The organism is Microtetraspora malaysiensis (assembly GCF_050947145.1).
In the GTDB taxonomy this organism is placed as follows: domain Bacteria; phylum Actinomycetota; class Actinomycetes; order Streptosporangiales; family Streptosporangiaceae; genus Microtetraspora_A; species Microtetraspora_A malaysiensis.
On sequence record NZ_CP191998.1, the window covers coordinates 8,912,229 to 8,926,269 of the forward strand.

Genomic DNA, 14,041 nt, shown 5'->3' on the forward strand with positions numbered 1-14,041 from the left:
GAGGAGGCGGCCGGATGCCGGTCAGGGCAGCAGGTCCAGAGGAGTTCGTCGTCATCACCGGAGGGCCCGGTTCGGGGAAGACGACCCTGATCGACCGGCTTGAGCACGCCGGGTTCGCGCGGTCGCAGGAGGCGGGACGCGCGATCATCCAGGACCAGACCGCGATCGGCGGGCGCGCCCTGCCCTGGCGCGACCCGGAGCTGTTCGCCGAGCTGATGCTCTGCTGGGAACTGCGCTCGTACCAGATCGCGCGCGGCCGGCCGGGGACGGTCTTCTTCGACCGCGGAGTGCCGGACATCGTGGGATATCTGCGTCTCGAAGGGCGCGCGGTGCCCGATCACGTGGACGCCGCCGCGCGGACCTTCCGGTACCACCCGCGCGTCTTCATCGCCCCGCCCTGGCCCGAGATCTACCGCCGGGACGGCGAGCGCAGGCAGTCGCCCGACGAGGCCGAGCGGACGTACGCCTCCATGGTCGCCGCGTATACGGAGTACGGGTACGAACTGGTCACGCTGCCGCGCGGCTCGGTGGAGGAGCGGGTGCGCTTCGTCAGGTCCGAGATCGGCTGATCCGTGAAAAGTACGGGTCAGTCGCGGCGGCCGAGCTCCTCGCAGAGGAGGCTCGCCCCGATGCCCACCAGCCAGGTGTCCTTGGCGATGGCGACGCCCTCCTGCGTCGGCCGCAGGCTGCCTTCCTGGCGCAGGCCCGGCGTCTTCAGGTAGAGGCCCACCAGCCCGCCGGCGAACGCGGTGAGCGCCGCCCCGGCGACGACGGAGGGGACGACCGGGAGCAGCAACGCCACGCCGAGCGCGATCTCGCTCTTGGACAGCAGCTTGGCGAAGGTCATCGGCTCCATGTCCTTGAGGAAGGGATAGGTCCCGGACGCCATCCCGTGCAGCGCGGCGGCGGTCTCCTCGTCCGCCGACGCCTTGCTGAGTCCCGAGTTCAGCATGAACAGCCCGGTGGCCAGCCGTACGGGGATCTGGTGTGGCCGGACGAGAACCCGCATATTGTCCCCCGAAGAGTGATTTATCCGGTTTGTTGGCCCTACCCGATGAGGTCGTGGCTATCCGTCGAAGGGACGCTCATCGCGGCCCCGCCCCCGATCGGCTCCGTCGCGATCGGCGTGCTCCGCTCCACGCGCCTTGTACGGCAGGATGGCCGCTCATGAGGACGCTTTATCCGCCGATCGAGCCCTACGACTCCGGCCTGCTCGACGTCGGCCGCGGCAACCAGATCTACTGGGAGATCTGCGGCAATCCGGAGGGCAAGCCCGTCGTCATGGTGCACGGAGGCCCGGGCGGCGGCTGCACCGCCGACCACCGCCGCCAGTTCGATCCGGAGGCGTACCGGATCGTGCTGTTCGACCAGCGCAACTGCGGGCGCAGTCTCCCGCACGCGTCCGACCCCGCGGTGTCGCTGGAGGACAACACCACGGGGAACCTCGTCGCCGACATGGAGCGGCTCCGCGAACTCCTGGGGATCGACCGCTGGATGGTCTTCGGCGGGTCGTGGGGCAGCGCGCTCTCCCTGGCGTACGCGCAGACCCATCCCGACCGGGTGTCCGAGCTGGTGCTGCGCGGCGTCTTCACGCTGCGGCCGTTCGAGCTGCGCTGGTTCTACCAGGAGGGCGCCTCGATGGTCTATCCCGACCTGTGGGAGAGCTACGTCGCGCCGATCCCGGAGGACGAGCGCGGCGACCTCATCGCCGCCTTCGACCGGCGGCTGAACGATCCCGACCCGGCCGTACGGATCCCCGCCGCACGGGCGTGGAGCGTCTGGGAGGGCTCGACCATCACGCTGCGCCGCGATCCCTCGATCGTCGCCAAGCACGCGGACGACGACTACGCCGTGGCGTTCGCCAGGATCGAGTGCCACTACTTCGTGAACGGCGGCTTCTTCACCGAGGGGCAGTTGATCCGGAACGTCGATCGGATCAGGCACATCCCCTGCGTCATCGTCCAGGGGCGGTACGACATGTGCACCCCGGCGGTCACCGCCTGGGATCTGCACCGGGCATGGCCGGAGTCGGAGCTCCACATAGCCGACGACGCCGGACACGCCTACACCGAGCCGGGCATCCTGGACCGTCTCATCGAGGCCACCGACCGGTTCGCCCGGCACCGCTGATCTGGCGATTTGTCAGACACGACCTAGGATCAAGGCATGTATCGGGGAACCGTGGACGGCCTGCACCGCTGGCCGGTCAAGTCCTTGCGCGGGGAGCGCCTCTCCGCCGCCCTCCTGGACCACCGAGGCCTGGCCGGCGACCGCGCGTACGCGCTGATCGACGAGCGGCCGGCGCATGCGGGCAAGCGGCTCACCGTGCGCCAGTCGCCGCCGATGCTGGCGTGGGAGGCGGCCTACCCGGCCACCTGCGACGGCTCCCCCGAGCCGCCAGGCCCTCCGGTGCTCTACTCGCCCGGCGGCGTGCCGTGGGCCTGGGACGACCCCGGTCTCCCCGCCGAGCTGGCGGAGTCGTACGGCGTGCCGCTGTCGCTGCGGGCGGGGGACGGCCAGCAGGATCGGGGCCCGACGGTGCTGGTCACCTTCGCGGCGTCGTTGCACCGCCTGGAGGAGGAGCTCGGCGCGAAGGTCGAGCTGGAGCGGTTCCGCCCCAACGTCCACCTCGCCACCGACGCGCCCGCGTTCGCCGAGGAGTCCTTCACCGAGGGCACGATGATCACGGTGGGTGAGGCGGTCCTGGAGGTGACCGGCGCCCACGCGGGCCCGTGCATCCGCTGTGCCGTGCCGAGCTGGGACCCGTACGGCCGGGAGCGCTGGCCCGAGCTGCAGAAGCACCTGATCGCGGCGCACGAGAACAAGTTCGGCGTGATCATGCGGGTGACCCGGCCCGGCACGGTGCGTGCCGGGGACCCCGTGGAAGTGCGGCATTAGGGCGATGCCGTTATTCGGTGGCGTTCCCGGCAAAACGCACGAGACAGTGTGCGGATGGAACGTGACCTGATCAGCCATATCGCGCACGGCGACCACCCGATCGCCTCTCCCATCAGTGAGGCGCACATCGACCGCCTGCTCACCCGGGCGAAGCTGCCCGAGGGCGCGCGGATCCTCGACCTGGGCTGCGGCGGCGGGGAGTGGACACTGCGGGCGCTGGCGCTCTGTCCGGACGCCACGGCGGACGGTGTGGACATCTCCGCACACGCCCTCGACTCCGCCGCCCAAGCGGCGAAGGAGCGGGGCGTGGCCGACCGGATCCGCCTGCACCGGGTGTCCGCGACCGAGTTCGGGGGTCCGGAGGGCGGGGAGCCGTACGACCTGGTCATGTGCATGGGGGCGACCCACGCCTTCGGCGGGCTCGTCCCGACGTCGGAGGCGGTCGCCGGTTTCCTGCGCCCGGGCGGCCTCGCCCTGGTCGGCGAGGGCTTCTGGGAGAGCCCGCCCACCCCGGAGGTGGCCGCCCTTCTGGTCGACGACCCGGACGACTACGCCGACCTCGCCGGAACGGTGGCGCGGGCGGAGGGCGCGGGTTACGTGACCGTCTACGCGCACACCAGCGAGCGCGGCGAGTGGGACGAGTACGAGTGGTCCTGGACCGGCACCCTGCTGCGCTGGGCCGAGGAGCACCCCGGCCCCGACGGCGAAGCGGCGCGCGAGGCGGCTCTGGCCCACCGCGACATGTGGTTGAACGGCTACCGGGACGTCTTCGGCTTCGTCTCGCTGCTGCTGCGCCGTACGCGGTAGGGGCGGGGAATTCCGCGCCGTTTGGCGCGACCGTCGCGGAGGCGCCCGCGGCGCGGATTCCCGCGCCGCGAAAGCGGCACTCTCCCGATCGTGCAGGTCTGATCGCATCTCGTCGAACTGGTGCGATTTCCCCAAATGGGGACTCTTTCGACATCTTCGAGAAGCATCGTTTAATGTGACATAAGTGCCTATTGACGATCAGGTGGCCATAACCAGATACAGGTGGCTGGACGCCCTGCGCGGACTGGGCGCCACAGCGGTGCTGCTCGAACACATGACCTACCGCTTCCTGCCCGAGATCCGGCCGACCTGGTTCAACCTGGGGAACTACGGCGTCCTGGTGTTCTTCCTGGTCAGCGGCTACATCATCCCCGCCTCGCTGGAGCGCAGAGGGGACGTGCGGGCGTTCTGGATCGGCCGGCTGTTCCGCCTCTATCCCCTGTACGTCCTGACCATCGCCGTCGTCCTCGCGATGATGCCGATCCAGCCGCTGCGCCCCAACATCGACCCCGTCGGGCACATCACGATGCTCATGGAAGTCACCGGCTCGTGGGCGTTCACCGAGCCGATGTGGACCCTTTCCTACGAGATGGTCTTCTACCTCCTCGTCACCGCCCTTTTCGTGGCCGGTGTGCACCGGCGCAGCGGCCTGTTCGCCCTGGCGTTCGCGGCGCTGTCGGTGCTGGTGGCGTTCGTCATGCCGACCCGGGGCCTGCTCAGCGGCCCGGTCGTGCCGGTCATCGTGCTCGCGGTGATCGTGGCGAGCCTCGGAGGCGTGCTGTTCGGCGCCGGTCGGGTCCGTACGGCCGGGGCGTTCGGGTTGGGCGCCCTCGCCATCGGGCTGATCGTGGTCGGCAGCCGGGTGCCCTGGCAGGGGGCGATGGTCCTGGCGGTCATGTTCACCGGCACCGTGATCTACCGCTGGGAGCGGGGCGAGATGTCGGGGATGTGGCCGGTCCTGGGCGTCGCGTTCCTGATCTGCCTGACGCCGTTCCTGAAGCCGGTGACGGTCAACGGCATGGCCAACCTGGCGACCGTCGCGCTGGCCGGGGGCACGTTCTGGCTCTTCCACGCCCTGCGCGGGCGCCGGATCCCGTACGCCCTGGCCTGGCTGGGGTTGATCAGCTACTCCGTCTACATGCTGCACATGCCGGTACTGCGGCTTTTCCTGCTGATCTCCGGCAACCCGCTCAGGTTCTCCTGGCCGGTCCAGCTCGGGCTCGGCCTCGCCGCCCTCGCGTGCATCTGCGGCGTGAGCTGGCTCACGTACCGGTTCGTGGAGCTGCCGATGCAGGGACTCGGGCGACGCCTGGCGAGGCGGCGTCCGGCGTCCCTCACCCCCGCCCCGGAGCGCATTACCGTCTCTTAGCCCAGGTACGTAGATGCAAATACGTACCCATACGGGGGTTTATCCCCTGACGACCTGGGGGTGCCTCTCGGCATCCTGATGGTGGAAGAAAACCACGACGACCGGCCATGACGATCAGCGAGGATCTACCAAGGACACGACCATGTGCGAGCACCGACCTTCCTGCCCTTCCGCCTACGCCTCCGACCACGAGGCGGCCGTCCTGGTGGCGTACCACCCGGAACAGGGATGGGGTCTGCTCTGCAACGGCGTGGTGGTCTTCGACGACAACGGCGAGCTGCTGCCCGACGGGCGCGGTCTCCCGGCCGATCGGAAGCTCACGGGGTGTACGTCATGACCATCGACATCGCGACGGCGGGGGTTCGGAACGTCCCGCCGGCCTCTCCGCTCTCCGCGCGACGTAGCTGGGCCGTGAACTGGGACCAGGACTGGGCCACGGCGCAGGCCCCGGCCGAGGCCCCCGGCGGGTCGAAGCCGGGCGCGGACTTCACCGCCACCTGGGAGCTTCCGCAGCGCCTGGCCTCCACGTGCATGGCCCGCCGGGTGACCCGCGCCCGGCTCTCCGCCTGGGGCCTGCCCGACGAGACGATCGACCTCGCCGAGCTGCTCGTCAGCGAGGTGGCCGGCAACGCGCTGCGGCACACCCACGGGCCGGTCCTGCTCTCCCTCTCCCTGGCAGACGGCCTGCTGCGGTGCGAGGTCGAGGACACCGACCGGACCCCGCTGCGGCCGTGCGATCCGGGCCCGGACGACGAACGCGGCCGGGGCCTGGACATGCTGCGGCAGCTCTCCTGCTGCTGGGGCACCGTCCCCACGCTCACCGGCAAGGTCGTGTGGTTCGAGCTGCCCGAGAACTCAGAGTTCTGATCCCGGCAGCAGCCCGAGCTGGGCGAGCAGCTCCAACTGGTCGAAGTAGAAGCGCATGCTGACGATGAGCCCGCTCTCGACCGTGCACATGAAACAGCAGCGGAGCTGGATGGGACGGCCGGTCCCGGGGACCGCCCGCCCTCCCGGCATCAGGTAGGTGCCCGCGTGGGTGCCCACCATCATCAGCTCCTCGGCCGCCAGGTCGCCGTTGTCGACGGTCTCCCAGACCAGGGCGCGTATGTCGGGGAACGCGGCGAAGAAGTGCCCGATGTAGGAGGCGATCTCCTCCTGCCCCTCGGCGGGGCCCTCCGGGCCGACCCACACGGCCCCTGGACTCACGACCCGCAGCAGCGCGTCGATGTCGTGGGCGTTGAACGCGGCCGTGTGCCTGTCCAGGACCTCCCGGGCCTCCGTCATGGCGTCCCACTGCCCGGTCCGGCGACCCTCGAACGCGGAGATCCGGGGCGCGGACGCCACCCATCGCGAGAGGTGGCGTCCGCGCTGTGTCAGTGGCATCCGCGCTGTTTCAGCGGAGGAAGGCCGCCGCCACGCCGGCGTCCACCGGGACGTGCAGTCCGGTGGTCAGCGACAGGTCTCCGCCGGTGAGCGCGAAGACCGCCGCCGCGACGTGCTCGGGCAGCACCTCGCGCTTGAGCAGGGTCCGCTCGGCGTAGGACTCTCCGAGCTTCTCCTCCGGCCCGCCGTACGCGGCGGCCCGGTCGGCACCGCAGCCGGGGTCGACGCCGTTGACCCGGATGCCGTGCTCGCCCAGCTCGGCGGCGAGCAGCCGCACCTGGTGCGCCTGGCCGGCCTTCGCCGCGCCGTACGCGACGGTGTCGGGGCCGGCGGAGACGGAGTTCGAGGACGAGATGGAGACGATGTCCCCGCCCATGCCCTGGTCGATCATGATCCGGGCGGACTCCCGGGAGACCAGGAACGAGCCGCGCGCCACGACGTCGTGCTGGAGGTCCCAGTCCTGGACGGTGGTCTCCAGCAGGGAGCGCGACAGCGACAGGCCAGCGTTGCCGACGATCAGGTCGACGCCGCCGAAGGCCAGCACGGCCTCCCGGAAGGCGGCGGCGATCTGCTCCTCGTCGGTCACGTCCACGCCCGCGGCGACCGCCGCGTCCGAGGGCCGGTACGCGCGGGCGCCCAGCTCGGCGGCGACCTTCTCGGCGGCGGCGAGGTCACGGTCGGCGACGACCACGCAGGCGCCCTCGGCGGCGAGCCGCCGCGCGGTGGCGGCGCCGACGCCGGAGCCGCCACCGGTGACCAGGGCGATCCGCCCGGCCAGCGGCTTGGGCGCGGGCAGGCGGCGCAGCTTGGCCTCCTCCAGCTCCCAGTACTCGATGCGGAACTTCTCCACCTCGGGGATCGGCGCGTACGTGGAGACCGCCTCGGCGCCGCGCATCACGTTGATCGCGTTGAGGTAGAACTCGCCGGCGACCCGGGCGGTCTGCTTGTCCTTGCCGAACGAGAACATGCCGATGCCGGGGACCAGCACGATCGCCGGGTCGGCGCCGCGCATGGCGGGCGAGCCGGGGACGGCGTGCCGCTCGTAGTAGGCGCGGTACTCATCGCGGTAGGCGGCGTGCCGCTCGCGCAGCCGCGCCACGGCCTCCTCGATCGGCGCGCCGGCCGGCACGTCGAGCACCATCGGGACGATCTTGGTGCGCAGGAAGTGGTCCGGGCAGGAGGTGCCGAGCGCGGCCAGGCGCGGGTGCTCGGCCCGGGACAGGAAGTCCAGGACCGCGGGGGTGTCGGTGAAGTGGCCGACCTGGCGCACGTCGGTGCTCGCCAGCCCCCGGATGATCGGGAACAGCGCGACGGCGCGGGCGCGCCGCTCCTCCTCCGGCAGCGGCTCGTAGCCGGGCAGCACCGGCCCGAACGGCTCGGGCTCGCCGTGCTCGGCGACGTACGCCTCGACAGTGCGGATGATCTCCAGCGAGTTGGCCTCGCACTGGGCGGAGGTGTCGGCCCAGGCGGTGATGCCGTGGCCGCCCAGGATGCACCCGATGGCCTGCGGGTTCTCCGCCTTGATCGCGGCGATGTCCAGGCCGAGCTGGAAGCCGGGCCGCCGCCAGGGCACCCAGACGACGCGGTCGCCGAAGATGCGCCGGGTCAGCTCCTCGCCGTCGGCGGCGGCCGCGATGACGAGGCCGGCGTCGGGGTGCAGGTGGTCCACGTGCGCGGCCTCGACCAGGCCGTGCATCGCGGTGTCGATGGACGGCGCGGCGCCGCCCTTGCCGAAAGCGCAGAATTCGAACGCGGCGACCATCTCGTCCTCGCGTTCGATGCCCGGGTAGACGCCGGTCAGCGCGCGCAGCCGGTCCAGGCGGAGCACGGCGAGGCCGGCCTCGGTCAGCGTGCCGAGGTCGCCGCCCGACCCCTTCACCCAGATCAGCTCGACGTCGGACCCGGTCGCCGGGTCGACGGCCGTGCCCTTGGCCGAGGTGTTGCCTCCGGCGAAGTTGGTGTTGCGCGGGTCGGACCCGAGCGCGTGCGACCGGTTCAGCAGCTCTTCAACCGGCGAAGCCATGAAATATCCCCCCAAAGTGTGCCAATACGCCCACGATGGTGTCAGGCGCCCCGGCCGACCTGGCAACCGCCCACCCGCTCCTGTGCCAGATGACCGCCGACGCCACCGGCCTTCCTGTGGCCACCGCCCCGGTGGAGGCCGTTTCGATCTCACCGCCACGCCCGGACCAGTTCCTCCGGCCCGTATGCCGCCACTCCGGAACAGGCCACCCCGCTCCTGGACACCGCGACCAGCGGGAGCGCGCGGTCGGTCAGCGCGGCGCGGTGCCGGATCAGCCGATGGAGGTCGTGGTCGTCAAAAGGGCTTTCCAGCCATTTGATGGACCCGACGAAACGCAGCTCCCTGGCGATGGGTGCGCGGTCGGCTCCGACAATGTCGATCTCCACGTCATTGCTGCGCGTCCAGTAGGCGCCGATCGCCTCAGCCGCCGGAAGCCGGTCGTCGGGCAGCAGCCGGGCCAGCGCCTCGCGCACCAGGGGCTCGATCGCCCGCCCGCGCCAGCTGCTCCAGCCCGCCGCGATCCGCCGCAGCGTGAGATCGCCCCTGCGGCGTTCGATCTCGGGGATGTGCGGGCCGACGAAGCGGAGCCAGAAGCGGAGGTAGGGGTCGGTGATGCGATAGCGGCTTTCCTTGGAGGGGCGGGTCGAGAGCGGCAGCTCCGACGTGACCACCCCCTTGGCTGCCAACAGGTCGGTGGCCCTGCTGAGCGTGGAGTGCGCGATGCCGCCGGCCGCCCTGGCGATGTTGCTGAACGTCCGCTCCCCGCTCCCGAGTGCGCCCAGCACCTCCCGCGCCATCGCCTGGCCGGGGAACTCGGCCGCCAGCGACCTCTCCGCGGAGACGATCAGGGCCGAGACAGGATTGGTCAGCGCGCCGTGAAGGAATTCCCAGAGCGCCGCCCCGCGTCTCCACTCGGCGCACACCAGCGGCAGTCCTCCGGTGACGAGGGCGGTGTCCAGGGCGGCGGTCGCGTCCAGGCCCAGCATGTCCTGGATGTCCGCCGGATTGAGCGGCTTTATCACCATCTCGGTCCCGCGCTGGTGGAACGGCCGCTCATAACTGTTGAGCGCCTCCATCATGGCCAGATCCGAGCCGATGAGGATCAGCAGCACGGGCTTGCGGCTGAGATAGCGGTCCCACGCGCGTTGCAGCAGCCCCTCAAAGGCGTCGACCCGCTCCATCAGGTACGGGACCTCGTCGATCACCAGGATCGAGGGAGCGTCGTCGGGGACGGCGTCCGCGAGGAGCTGGAGCGCGCTGTTCCAGTTCGCCGGGGCGGCGTCGGCGAACCGGTCGCGATGGGGCAGCGACGAGGCGGCGACGTCCGCGAGCAGTTGTTCCAGCTCCTGTTCCGCGCTCCCCCGGGCCGCCGTGAAGTACAGGTGGGGCAGACCGCTGCGGCGGAGGAACTCCTCGGCGAGCGCCGACTTGCCGATCCGTCTCCGGCCTCGCATCAGCACGCACTGGCCCGGATTCGCGTGGCCCGGGCCGGATTTCACCCGGTCGAGCAGACCCTGGAGGCTGGCGAGTTCCGCGTCCCGCCCGATGAAGTCGGCCATGCAGTTAGTATCGCAACGAATAGTATCGCTGGCGATAGTATCTGTGATCGAAGTATTCCTTCGAGGCGGCGCAGCACGTGCCGGCGCGGGCCAGGGCCCGGGAGTTCCCGACCATCACGATCACCGGAATAATCGATCGCCTCGCTCGGGCACCCGTTGCCATGATCTGACCATGCTTCTCTTTTCAGCACATGACGGAACCAGCCTCGCCTACCACGAGTACGGATCGGGCACTCCGCTGATCTGCCTGCCGGGCGGCCCGATGCGAGAGTCCGCCTACCTGGGCGAACTCGGCGGCCTGTCCGCGAATCGGCGACTGATCGTGATGGATCTCCGGGGCACCGGCGGGTCCGCGTTACCGGAGGACAGCGACTCCTACCGCTGTGACCGCCAGGTCGACGACGTCGAGGCGCTGCGCGAGCACCTGGGTCTGGAACGGATGGACCTGGTCGCGCACTCCGCGGGCGCGAACCTCGCGGCGCTGTACGCCGCCCGGCACCCGGAGCGCGTCGGCAGGCTCGTGCTCGTCACCCCGAGCACCAGGGCGGTCGGCCTCATGCCGACCGCGGAGATCCGGCGTGAGGTGACCCGGCCCCGCGCGGCCGAACCGTGGTACCCGGCGGCGTCCGCCGCCCTCGAAGCGGTCATCGCGGGCGATGCCGCGGACGAGGACTGGGAGGCCATCACCCCCTTCTTCTACGGCCGGTGGGACGCGGTGGCGCAGGCCCATCAGGCGCTCGAGGACGAGCAGCGGAACGGGCAGGCCGCGGCGGCCTTCGCCGCCGAGGGCGCGTTCGACCCGGACGCCACCCGCTCGGCGCTGGCCGGGTTCCCGGCGCCGGTGCTGGTACTCGCCGGCGAGGTGGACCTGGGCGCCGCCCCGCAGGTGATCGCCGAGTACGCCGCGTTGTTCCCGAACGCCGAACTCGTCGTGCAGCCGGGCGGCGGACACTTCCCGTGGCTCGACGACGCCGAGGGGTTCGTGACCGCCATCGAGGCGTTCCTGACCCGGCACGCCGCGTAGCCGACCCGATGAATTGGTGGGAGCGGCACGTCGAGGGATGGAATCGCCGGCGATACCGTCCGCGATCGAAATGATCAGGCCTCTTCGAGGCGGCGCAGCAAGTGCTGGCGCCTCAGTTCGAAGTCCTCGATCAGCGCCTCCTGCTGCTCCACATTGGTGAACAAGGCGGACATCTCGGCGGCGTCGGTGGTGCCGTCGCGGCGCTCGCCGATCTCGCGGCGCAACTCCTTCACCTCCTGACGCAACCGCGCCAGGTCCGCATCCACCCGCTCCAACTGGCTCCGGTAGTCCGGCTCGCTCATGGCTTCCCGCCCGTCGTCGTCACCCCTTCTTCAACGACATTCCACCAATAGACCGTACTAATCGGACTTTCGGCACCGCATGCGTCGAACTCCTCCTCCGGGGGGACGATGCCGTCGGCCGGCGTGCCGCTGTTGAACAGGATGTGGGCCGGCAGCACCCGGCCCTCGGGATCGGTGATGACGCCGGCGGCGGCCAGGGCATCCCCGAGGCGGCTCCCAGGGTTGTCCATTAGATCGCGAGGCGGAGGCGACGGCACCGACGTCCGCCGCGAGCAGTAGCGCGAATTGGTCTTGCGGTCCGAGGCCGGGGCCCCGATCGTTTCCTACCTTCAAGGTGTGAAAACGCCGAAACGCCGTCGCGGGAACATCGCCGCGTCCATCGGAGGGTGGAGCGCCCGCCACAGATGGTGGGCACTGCTGATCTGGACCTCGTTCGTCATCGCCTCGGTCCTCGTGGGGAACGCGGTGGGCGTCGCGAAGATGAAGTCCTACGAGAACGCCAACGGGGACTCCCGGGAGGCCGGACGCATCCTCGACGGCGCCGGGTTCAAGGACGTCGCGAGCGAGGTCGTCCTCCTGCAGAGCGGCACCATGACCGTCAAGGACAAGGGGTTCCGCGACGCCGTCGCCGACGTGCGGAAGGCCGTCGAGGCCACCGGCCAGGTCGAGCACGTGCGCACGCCGTACGACAAGGAGCCGTCGCCGGTCACCGAGGACGGCGGGACGGCGCTGGTCCAGTTCGACATGAAGGGTGAGGGCGGCACCGCCAAGGAACGGGTCCAGCCGGTGCTCGACGCGGTGGCCGGGGTGGCCGCCGCGCACCCCGGCCTGCGGATCGAGCAGGCGGGCGGCGCGAGCTCGGACAAGCTCATCGGCGAGGCGATCGACAAGGACTTCGTCCGGGCCGAGCAGTTGTCGCTGCCGATCACCCTGGGCATCCTGCTCGCCGCGTTCGGCGCGCTGCTGGCCGCGGTGGTTCCGGTCGCGCTCGCGATGACGGCGATCTTCTCCGCCACCGGGTTGCTGGCCCTGACCAGCCACCTCCTGCACGTGGACGACGCCACGACCAACGTGATGCTGCTGATCGGCCTGGCGGTCGGCGTCGACTACTCGCTCTTCTACATCATGCGTGAGCGGGAGGAGCGGGCGAAGGGCCGCGACCGGCGCAGGGCCATGGAGATCGCGGCCGCCACGTCGGGCCGGGCCGTGCTCGTCTCCGGCGTCACGGTGATCGTCGCCATGGCCGGGATGTTCCTCACCGGCAACGGCGTCTTCATGGGCTTCGCCGAAGGCACGATCCTCGTGGTGCTGACGGCCGTGGTCGGCTCGCTGACCGTGCTGCCCGCGTTGCTCTCGCTCATCGGCGACAAGATCGACGCGCGGGTGGTCCACGGGGCGGTCCGCGCCGCCACCCGCGGCCGGGTCACCTGGCGGCGCGTCCTCGGCGTACGCGGCGGCGAGAGCCGCTTCTGGGGCGCGCTCCTCGGCCCGGTGCTGCGCCGTCCCGCGATCTCCGCCCTGCTGGCGGGCGGCCTGCTCGTGGCGCTGGCGATCCCCGCCACCGGCTTGAAGACCGGCCCGCAGACCATCGACGACCTCCAGGGCGACTACGCGATCGCGCAGACCTTCAAGCGGATCGACGCGGCCTTCCCCGGCGGCAACGAACCCGCCGTCGTCGTGCTCAAGGCGGCCGACGTGACGACCCCGGAGATCACCTCGGCGATCACCGAGTTCAAGAAGCGCGCGTTCGCCACCGGGGAGGCGAACGAGCCGTTCGCCGTCTCGGTCAACCCCGGCAAGACCGTCGCGCGGATCGCCGTCGGCATCAAGGGCACCGGCTCCGACGCCGTCTCCGAACACGCCGTACGCACGCTGCGTGAGCGGGTCATCCCCGCGACCATCCCCGGCGCGCACGTGACCGGCGCCACGGCGGGGTCGATGGACTTCAACGAGCAGCTCGGCCGGAGCCTGCCTCTCGTGTTCGGGTTCGTGCTGCTGTTCGCGTTCGTCCTGCTGCTGGCCTCGTTCCGTTCCCTGGTGGTCGCGATCAAGGCCATCGTGCTCAACCTGCTGTCCGTCGCGGCGGCGTACGGCGTGCTCGTGCTGGTCTTCCAGAAGGGGTACGGCGAGAGCCTGCTGGGCTTCCACTCCACCGGCACGATCACCGACTGGCTGCCGCTGTTCCTGTTCGTGATCCTCTTCGGGCTCTCGATGGACTACCACGTCTTCATCCTGAGCCGGGTCCGTGAGGCGTACGACAAGGGCATGCGCACGGAGGACGCGGTCGCGCACGGCATCAAGAGCACGGCCGCCGTGGTGACCAGCGCGGCGCTCATCATGGTCGCGGTGTTCGCCACGTTCGCCACGCTGTCGCTGCTGACGTTCATGCAGCTGGGGGTCGGCCTGGCGGTGGCGGTCCTGATCGACGCCACGATCGTGCGGGCGGTGCTGCTGCCCGCGACGATGAAGCTGCTCGGCGACTGGAACTGGTACCTGCCCCGATGGCTCCAGTGGCTGCCGCAGTTCTCCCACGGCGAGGACGAGGACGAGGGAGAGGACGAGGACCGGCCGGCGTCCGACCGGGACCGCGTCACCGTCCCGGTCGGCTGACGCCGGGGGTACGGCGGCGCAGGGCGCGGTGGCCGGCAGGCCACCGCGCCCGAGCCGTCACGCGGC

Annotated in this window: 15 protein-coding genes; 9 read left to right on the forward strand and 6 right to left on the reverse strand. The window is 70.8% G+C overall.

What is annotated here, in order from left to right:
* Window positions 1-14 precede the first annotated feature (14 nt).
* On the forward strand, window positions 15-569 hold the full coding sequence (locus ACQP1V_RS41505) for an AAA family ATPase (protein WP_433416995.1): 555 nt from the start codon (window positions 15-17) through the stop codon (window positions 567-569).
* Between the two features lie 17 nt (window positions 570-586).
* Here the strand turns inward: ACQP1V_RS41505 and ACQP1V_RS41510 are convergent, their stop codons facing one another.
* Window positions 587-1,009, reverse strand: coding sequence for a hypothetical protein (locus ACQP1V_RS41510; protein WP_387416366.1), 423 nt, complete (start codon window positions 1,007-1,009; stop codon window positions 587-589).
* 158 nt (window positions 1,010-1,167) lie between these two features.
* On the opposite strand from ACQP1V_RS41510, the gene pip reads away from it, so the two are divergent.
* The 6 genes from pip (at window position 1,168) to ACQP1V_RS41540 (ending at window position 5,941) form a co-directional block, all read left to right on the forward strand.
* Window positions 1,168-2,130, forward strand: coding sequence for a prolyl aminopeptidase (gene pip, locus ACQP1V_RS41515; protein WP_433416998.1), 963 nt, complete (start codon window positions 1,168-1,170; stop codon window positions 2,128-2,130).
* A 36-nt stretch (window positions 2,131-2,166) separates the two neighbouring features.
* Window positions 2,167-2,898, forward strand: coding sequence for an MOSC domain-containing protein (locus ACQP1V_RS41520; protein ID WP_433417001.1), 732 nt, complete (start codon window positions 2,167-2,169; stop codon window positions 2,896-2,898).
* A gap of 54 nt (window positions 2,899-2,952) precedes the next feature.
* Window positions 2,953-3,705 (forward strand): SAM-dependent methyltransferase, encoded by a 753-nt coding sequence (locus tag ACQP1V_RS41525; RefSeq protein WP_433417004.1) that lies wholly within the window; start codon window positions 2,953-2,955, stop codon window positions 3,703-3,705.
* A 184-nt stretch (window positions 3,706-3,889) separates the two neighbouring features.
* Window positions 3,890-5,074, forward strand: coding sequence for an acyltransferase family protein (locus ACQP1V_RS41530; protein WP_433417007.1), 1,185 nt, complete (start codon window positions 3,890-3,892; stop codon window positions 5,072-5,074).
* A 142-nt stretch (window positions 5,075-5,216) separates the two neighbouring features.
* The gene (locus ACQP1V_RS41535; protein ID WP_067137868.1) at window positions 5,217-5,411 is read left to right on the forward strand and encodes a DUF5999 family protein; all 195 of its coding nucleotides are present in this window, start codon (window positions 5,217-5,219) and stop codon (window positions 5,409-5,411) included.
* Complete coding sequence (locus ACQP1V_RS41540; RefSeq protein ID WP_433417010.1) at window positions 5,408-5,941, forward strand: ATP-binding protein; 534 nt, start codon at window positions 5,408-5,410, stop codon at window positions 5,939-5,941. Before ACQP1V_RS41535 ends, ACQP1V_RS41540 begins: the two co-directional genes overlap by 4 nt.
* Here the strand turns inward: ACQP1V_RS41540 and ACQP1V_RS41545 are convergent.
* From ACQP1V_RS41545 to ACQP1V_RS41555, 3 genes are all read right to left on the reverse strand, one after another.
* Window positions 5,930-6,457: a nuclear transport factor 2 family protein gene (locus ACQP1V_RS41545; protein ID WP_433417013.1), complete on the reverse strand. Its 528-nt coding sequence runs from the start codon at window positions 6,455-6,457 to the stop codon at window positions 5,930-5,932. The two genes, ACQP1V_RS41540 and ACQP1V_RS41545, sit on opposite strands and share 12 nt — an antisense overlap.
* Window positions 6,458-6,467: 10 nt before the next feature.
* Window positions 6,468-8,480, reverse strand: coding sequence for a bifunctional aldolase/short-chain dehydrogenase (locus ACQP1V_RS41550; RefSeq protein ID WP_433417016.1), 2,013 nt, complete (start codon window positions 8,478-8,480; stop codon window positions 6,468-6,470).
* A 149-nt stretch (window positions 8,481-8,629) separates the two neighbouring features.
* Window positions 8,630-10,039 (reverse strand): ATP-binding protein, encoded by a 1,410-nt coding sequence (locus ACQP1V_RS41555; protein ID WP_433417019.1) that lies wholly within the window; start codon window positions 10,037-10,039, stop codon window positions 8,630-8,632.
* 172 nt (window positions 10,040-10,211) lie between these two features.
* Between ACQP1V_RS41555 and ACQP1V_RS41560 the strand changes: the two genes are divergently transcribed.
* Window positions 10,212-11,063, forward strand: a complete 852-nt coding sequence (locus ACQP1V_RS41560) for an alpha/beta fold hydrolase (protein WP_433417021.1) — start codon at window positions 10,212-10,214, stop codon at window positions 11,061-11,063.
* A gap of 74 nt (window positions 11,064-11,137) precedes the next feature.
* Here the strand turns inward: ACQP1V_RS41560 and ACQP1V_RS41565 are convergent, their stop codons facing one another.
* Together ACQP1V_RS41565 and ACQP1V_RS41570 are read right to left on the reverse strand one after the other, a co-directional pair.
* Window positions 11,138-11,365: a hypothetical protein gene (locus tag ACQP1V_RS41565; RefSeq protein WP_067137854.1), complete on the reverse strand. Its 228-nt coding sequence runs from the start codon at window positions 11,363-11,365 to the stop codon at window positions 11,138-11,140.
* Window positions 11,362-11,595, reverse strand: a complete 234-nt coding sequence (locus ACQP1V_RS41570) for a hypothetical protein (protein WP_433417024.1) — start codon at window positions 11,593-11,595, stop codon at window positions 11,362-11,364. The genes ACQP1V_RS41565 and ACQP1V_RS41570 overlap by 4 nt, the downstream gene beginning before the upstream one ends.
* A 106-nt stretch (window positions 11,596-11,701) precedes the next feature.
* On the opposite strand from ACQP1V_RS41570, the gene ACQP1V_RS41575 reads away from it, so the two are divergent.
* The gene (locus ACQP1V_RS41575; RefSeq protein WP_433417027.1) at window positions 11,702-13,975 is read left to right on the forward strand and encodes an MMPL family transporter; all 2,274 of its coding nucleotides are present in this window, start codon (window positions 11,702-11,704) and stop codon (window positions 13,973-13,975) included.
* Window positions 13,976-14,041 lie beyond the last annotated feature (66 nt).

Bases quoted from the DNA above. Each gene is read 5' to 3' on its own strand.
- ACQP1V_RS41555 (WP_433417019.1), bottom strand. From the start codon at position 10,039: ATGGCCGACTTCATCGGGCGGGACGCGGAACTCGCCAGCCTCCAGGGT.
- ACQP1V_RS41570 (WP_433417024.1), bottom strand. From the start codon at position 11,595: ATGGACAACCCTGGGAGCCGCCTCGGGGATGCCCTGGCCGCCGCCGGC.
- ACQP1V_RS41540 (WP_433417010.1), top strand. From the start codon at position 5,408: ATGACCATCGACATCGCGACGGCGGGGGTTCGGAACGTCCCGCCGGCC.
- ACQP1V_RS41550 (WP_433417016.1), bottom strand. From the start codon at position 8,480: ATGGCTTCGCCGGTTGAAGAGCTGCTGAACCGGTCGCACGCGCTCGGG.
- ACQP1V_RS41545 (WP_433417013.1), bottom strand. From the start codon at position 6,457: ATGCCACTGACACAGCGCGGACGCCACCTCTCGCGATGGGTGGCGTCC.
- ACQP1V_RS41510 (WP_387416366.1), bottom strand. From the start codon at position 1,009: ATGCGGGTTCTCGTCCGGCCACACCAGATCCCCGTACGGCTGGCCACC.
- ACQP1V_RS41565 (WP_067137854.1), bottom strand. From the start codon at position 11,365: ATGAGCGAGCCGGACTACCGGAGCCAGTTGGAGCGGGTGGATGCGGAC.
- ACQP1V_RS41525 (WP_433417004.1), top strand. From the start codon at position 2,953: ATGGAACGTGACCTGATCAGCCATATCGCGCACGGCGACCACCCGATC.
- ACQP1V_RS41535 (WP_067137868.1), top strand. From the start codon at position 5,217: ATGTGCGAGCACCGACCTTCCTGCCCTTCCGCCTACGCCTCCGACCAC.
- ACQP1V_RS41520 (WP_433417001.1), top strand. From the start codon at position 2,167: ATGTATCGGGGAACCGTGGACGGCCTGCACCGCTGGCCGGTCAAGTCC.
- ACQP1V_RS41560 (WP_433417021.1), top strand. From the start codon at position 10,212: ATGCTTCTCTTTTCAGCACATGACGGAACCAGCCTCGCCTACCACGAG.
- pip (WP_433416998.1), top strand. From the start codon at position 1,168: ATGAGGACGCTTTATCCGCCGATCGAGCCCTACGACTCCGGCCTGCTC.
- ACQP1V_RS41505 (WP_433416995.1), top strand. From the start codon at position 15: ATGCCGGTCAGGGCAGCAGGTCCAGAGGAGTTCGTCGTCATCACCGGA.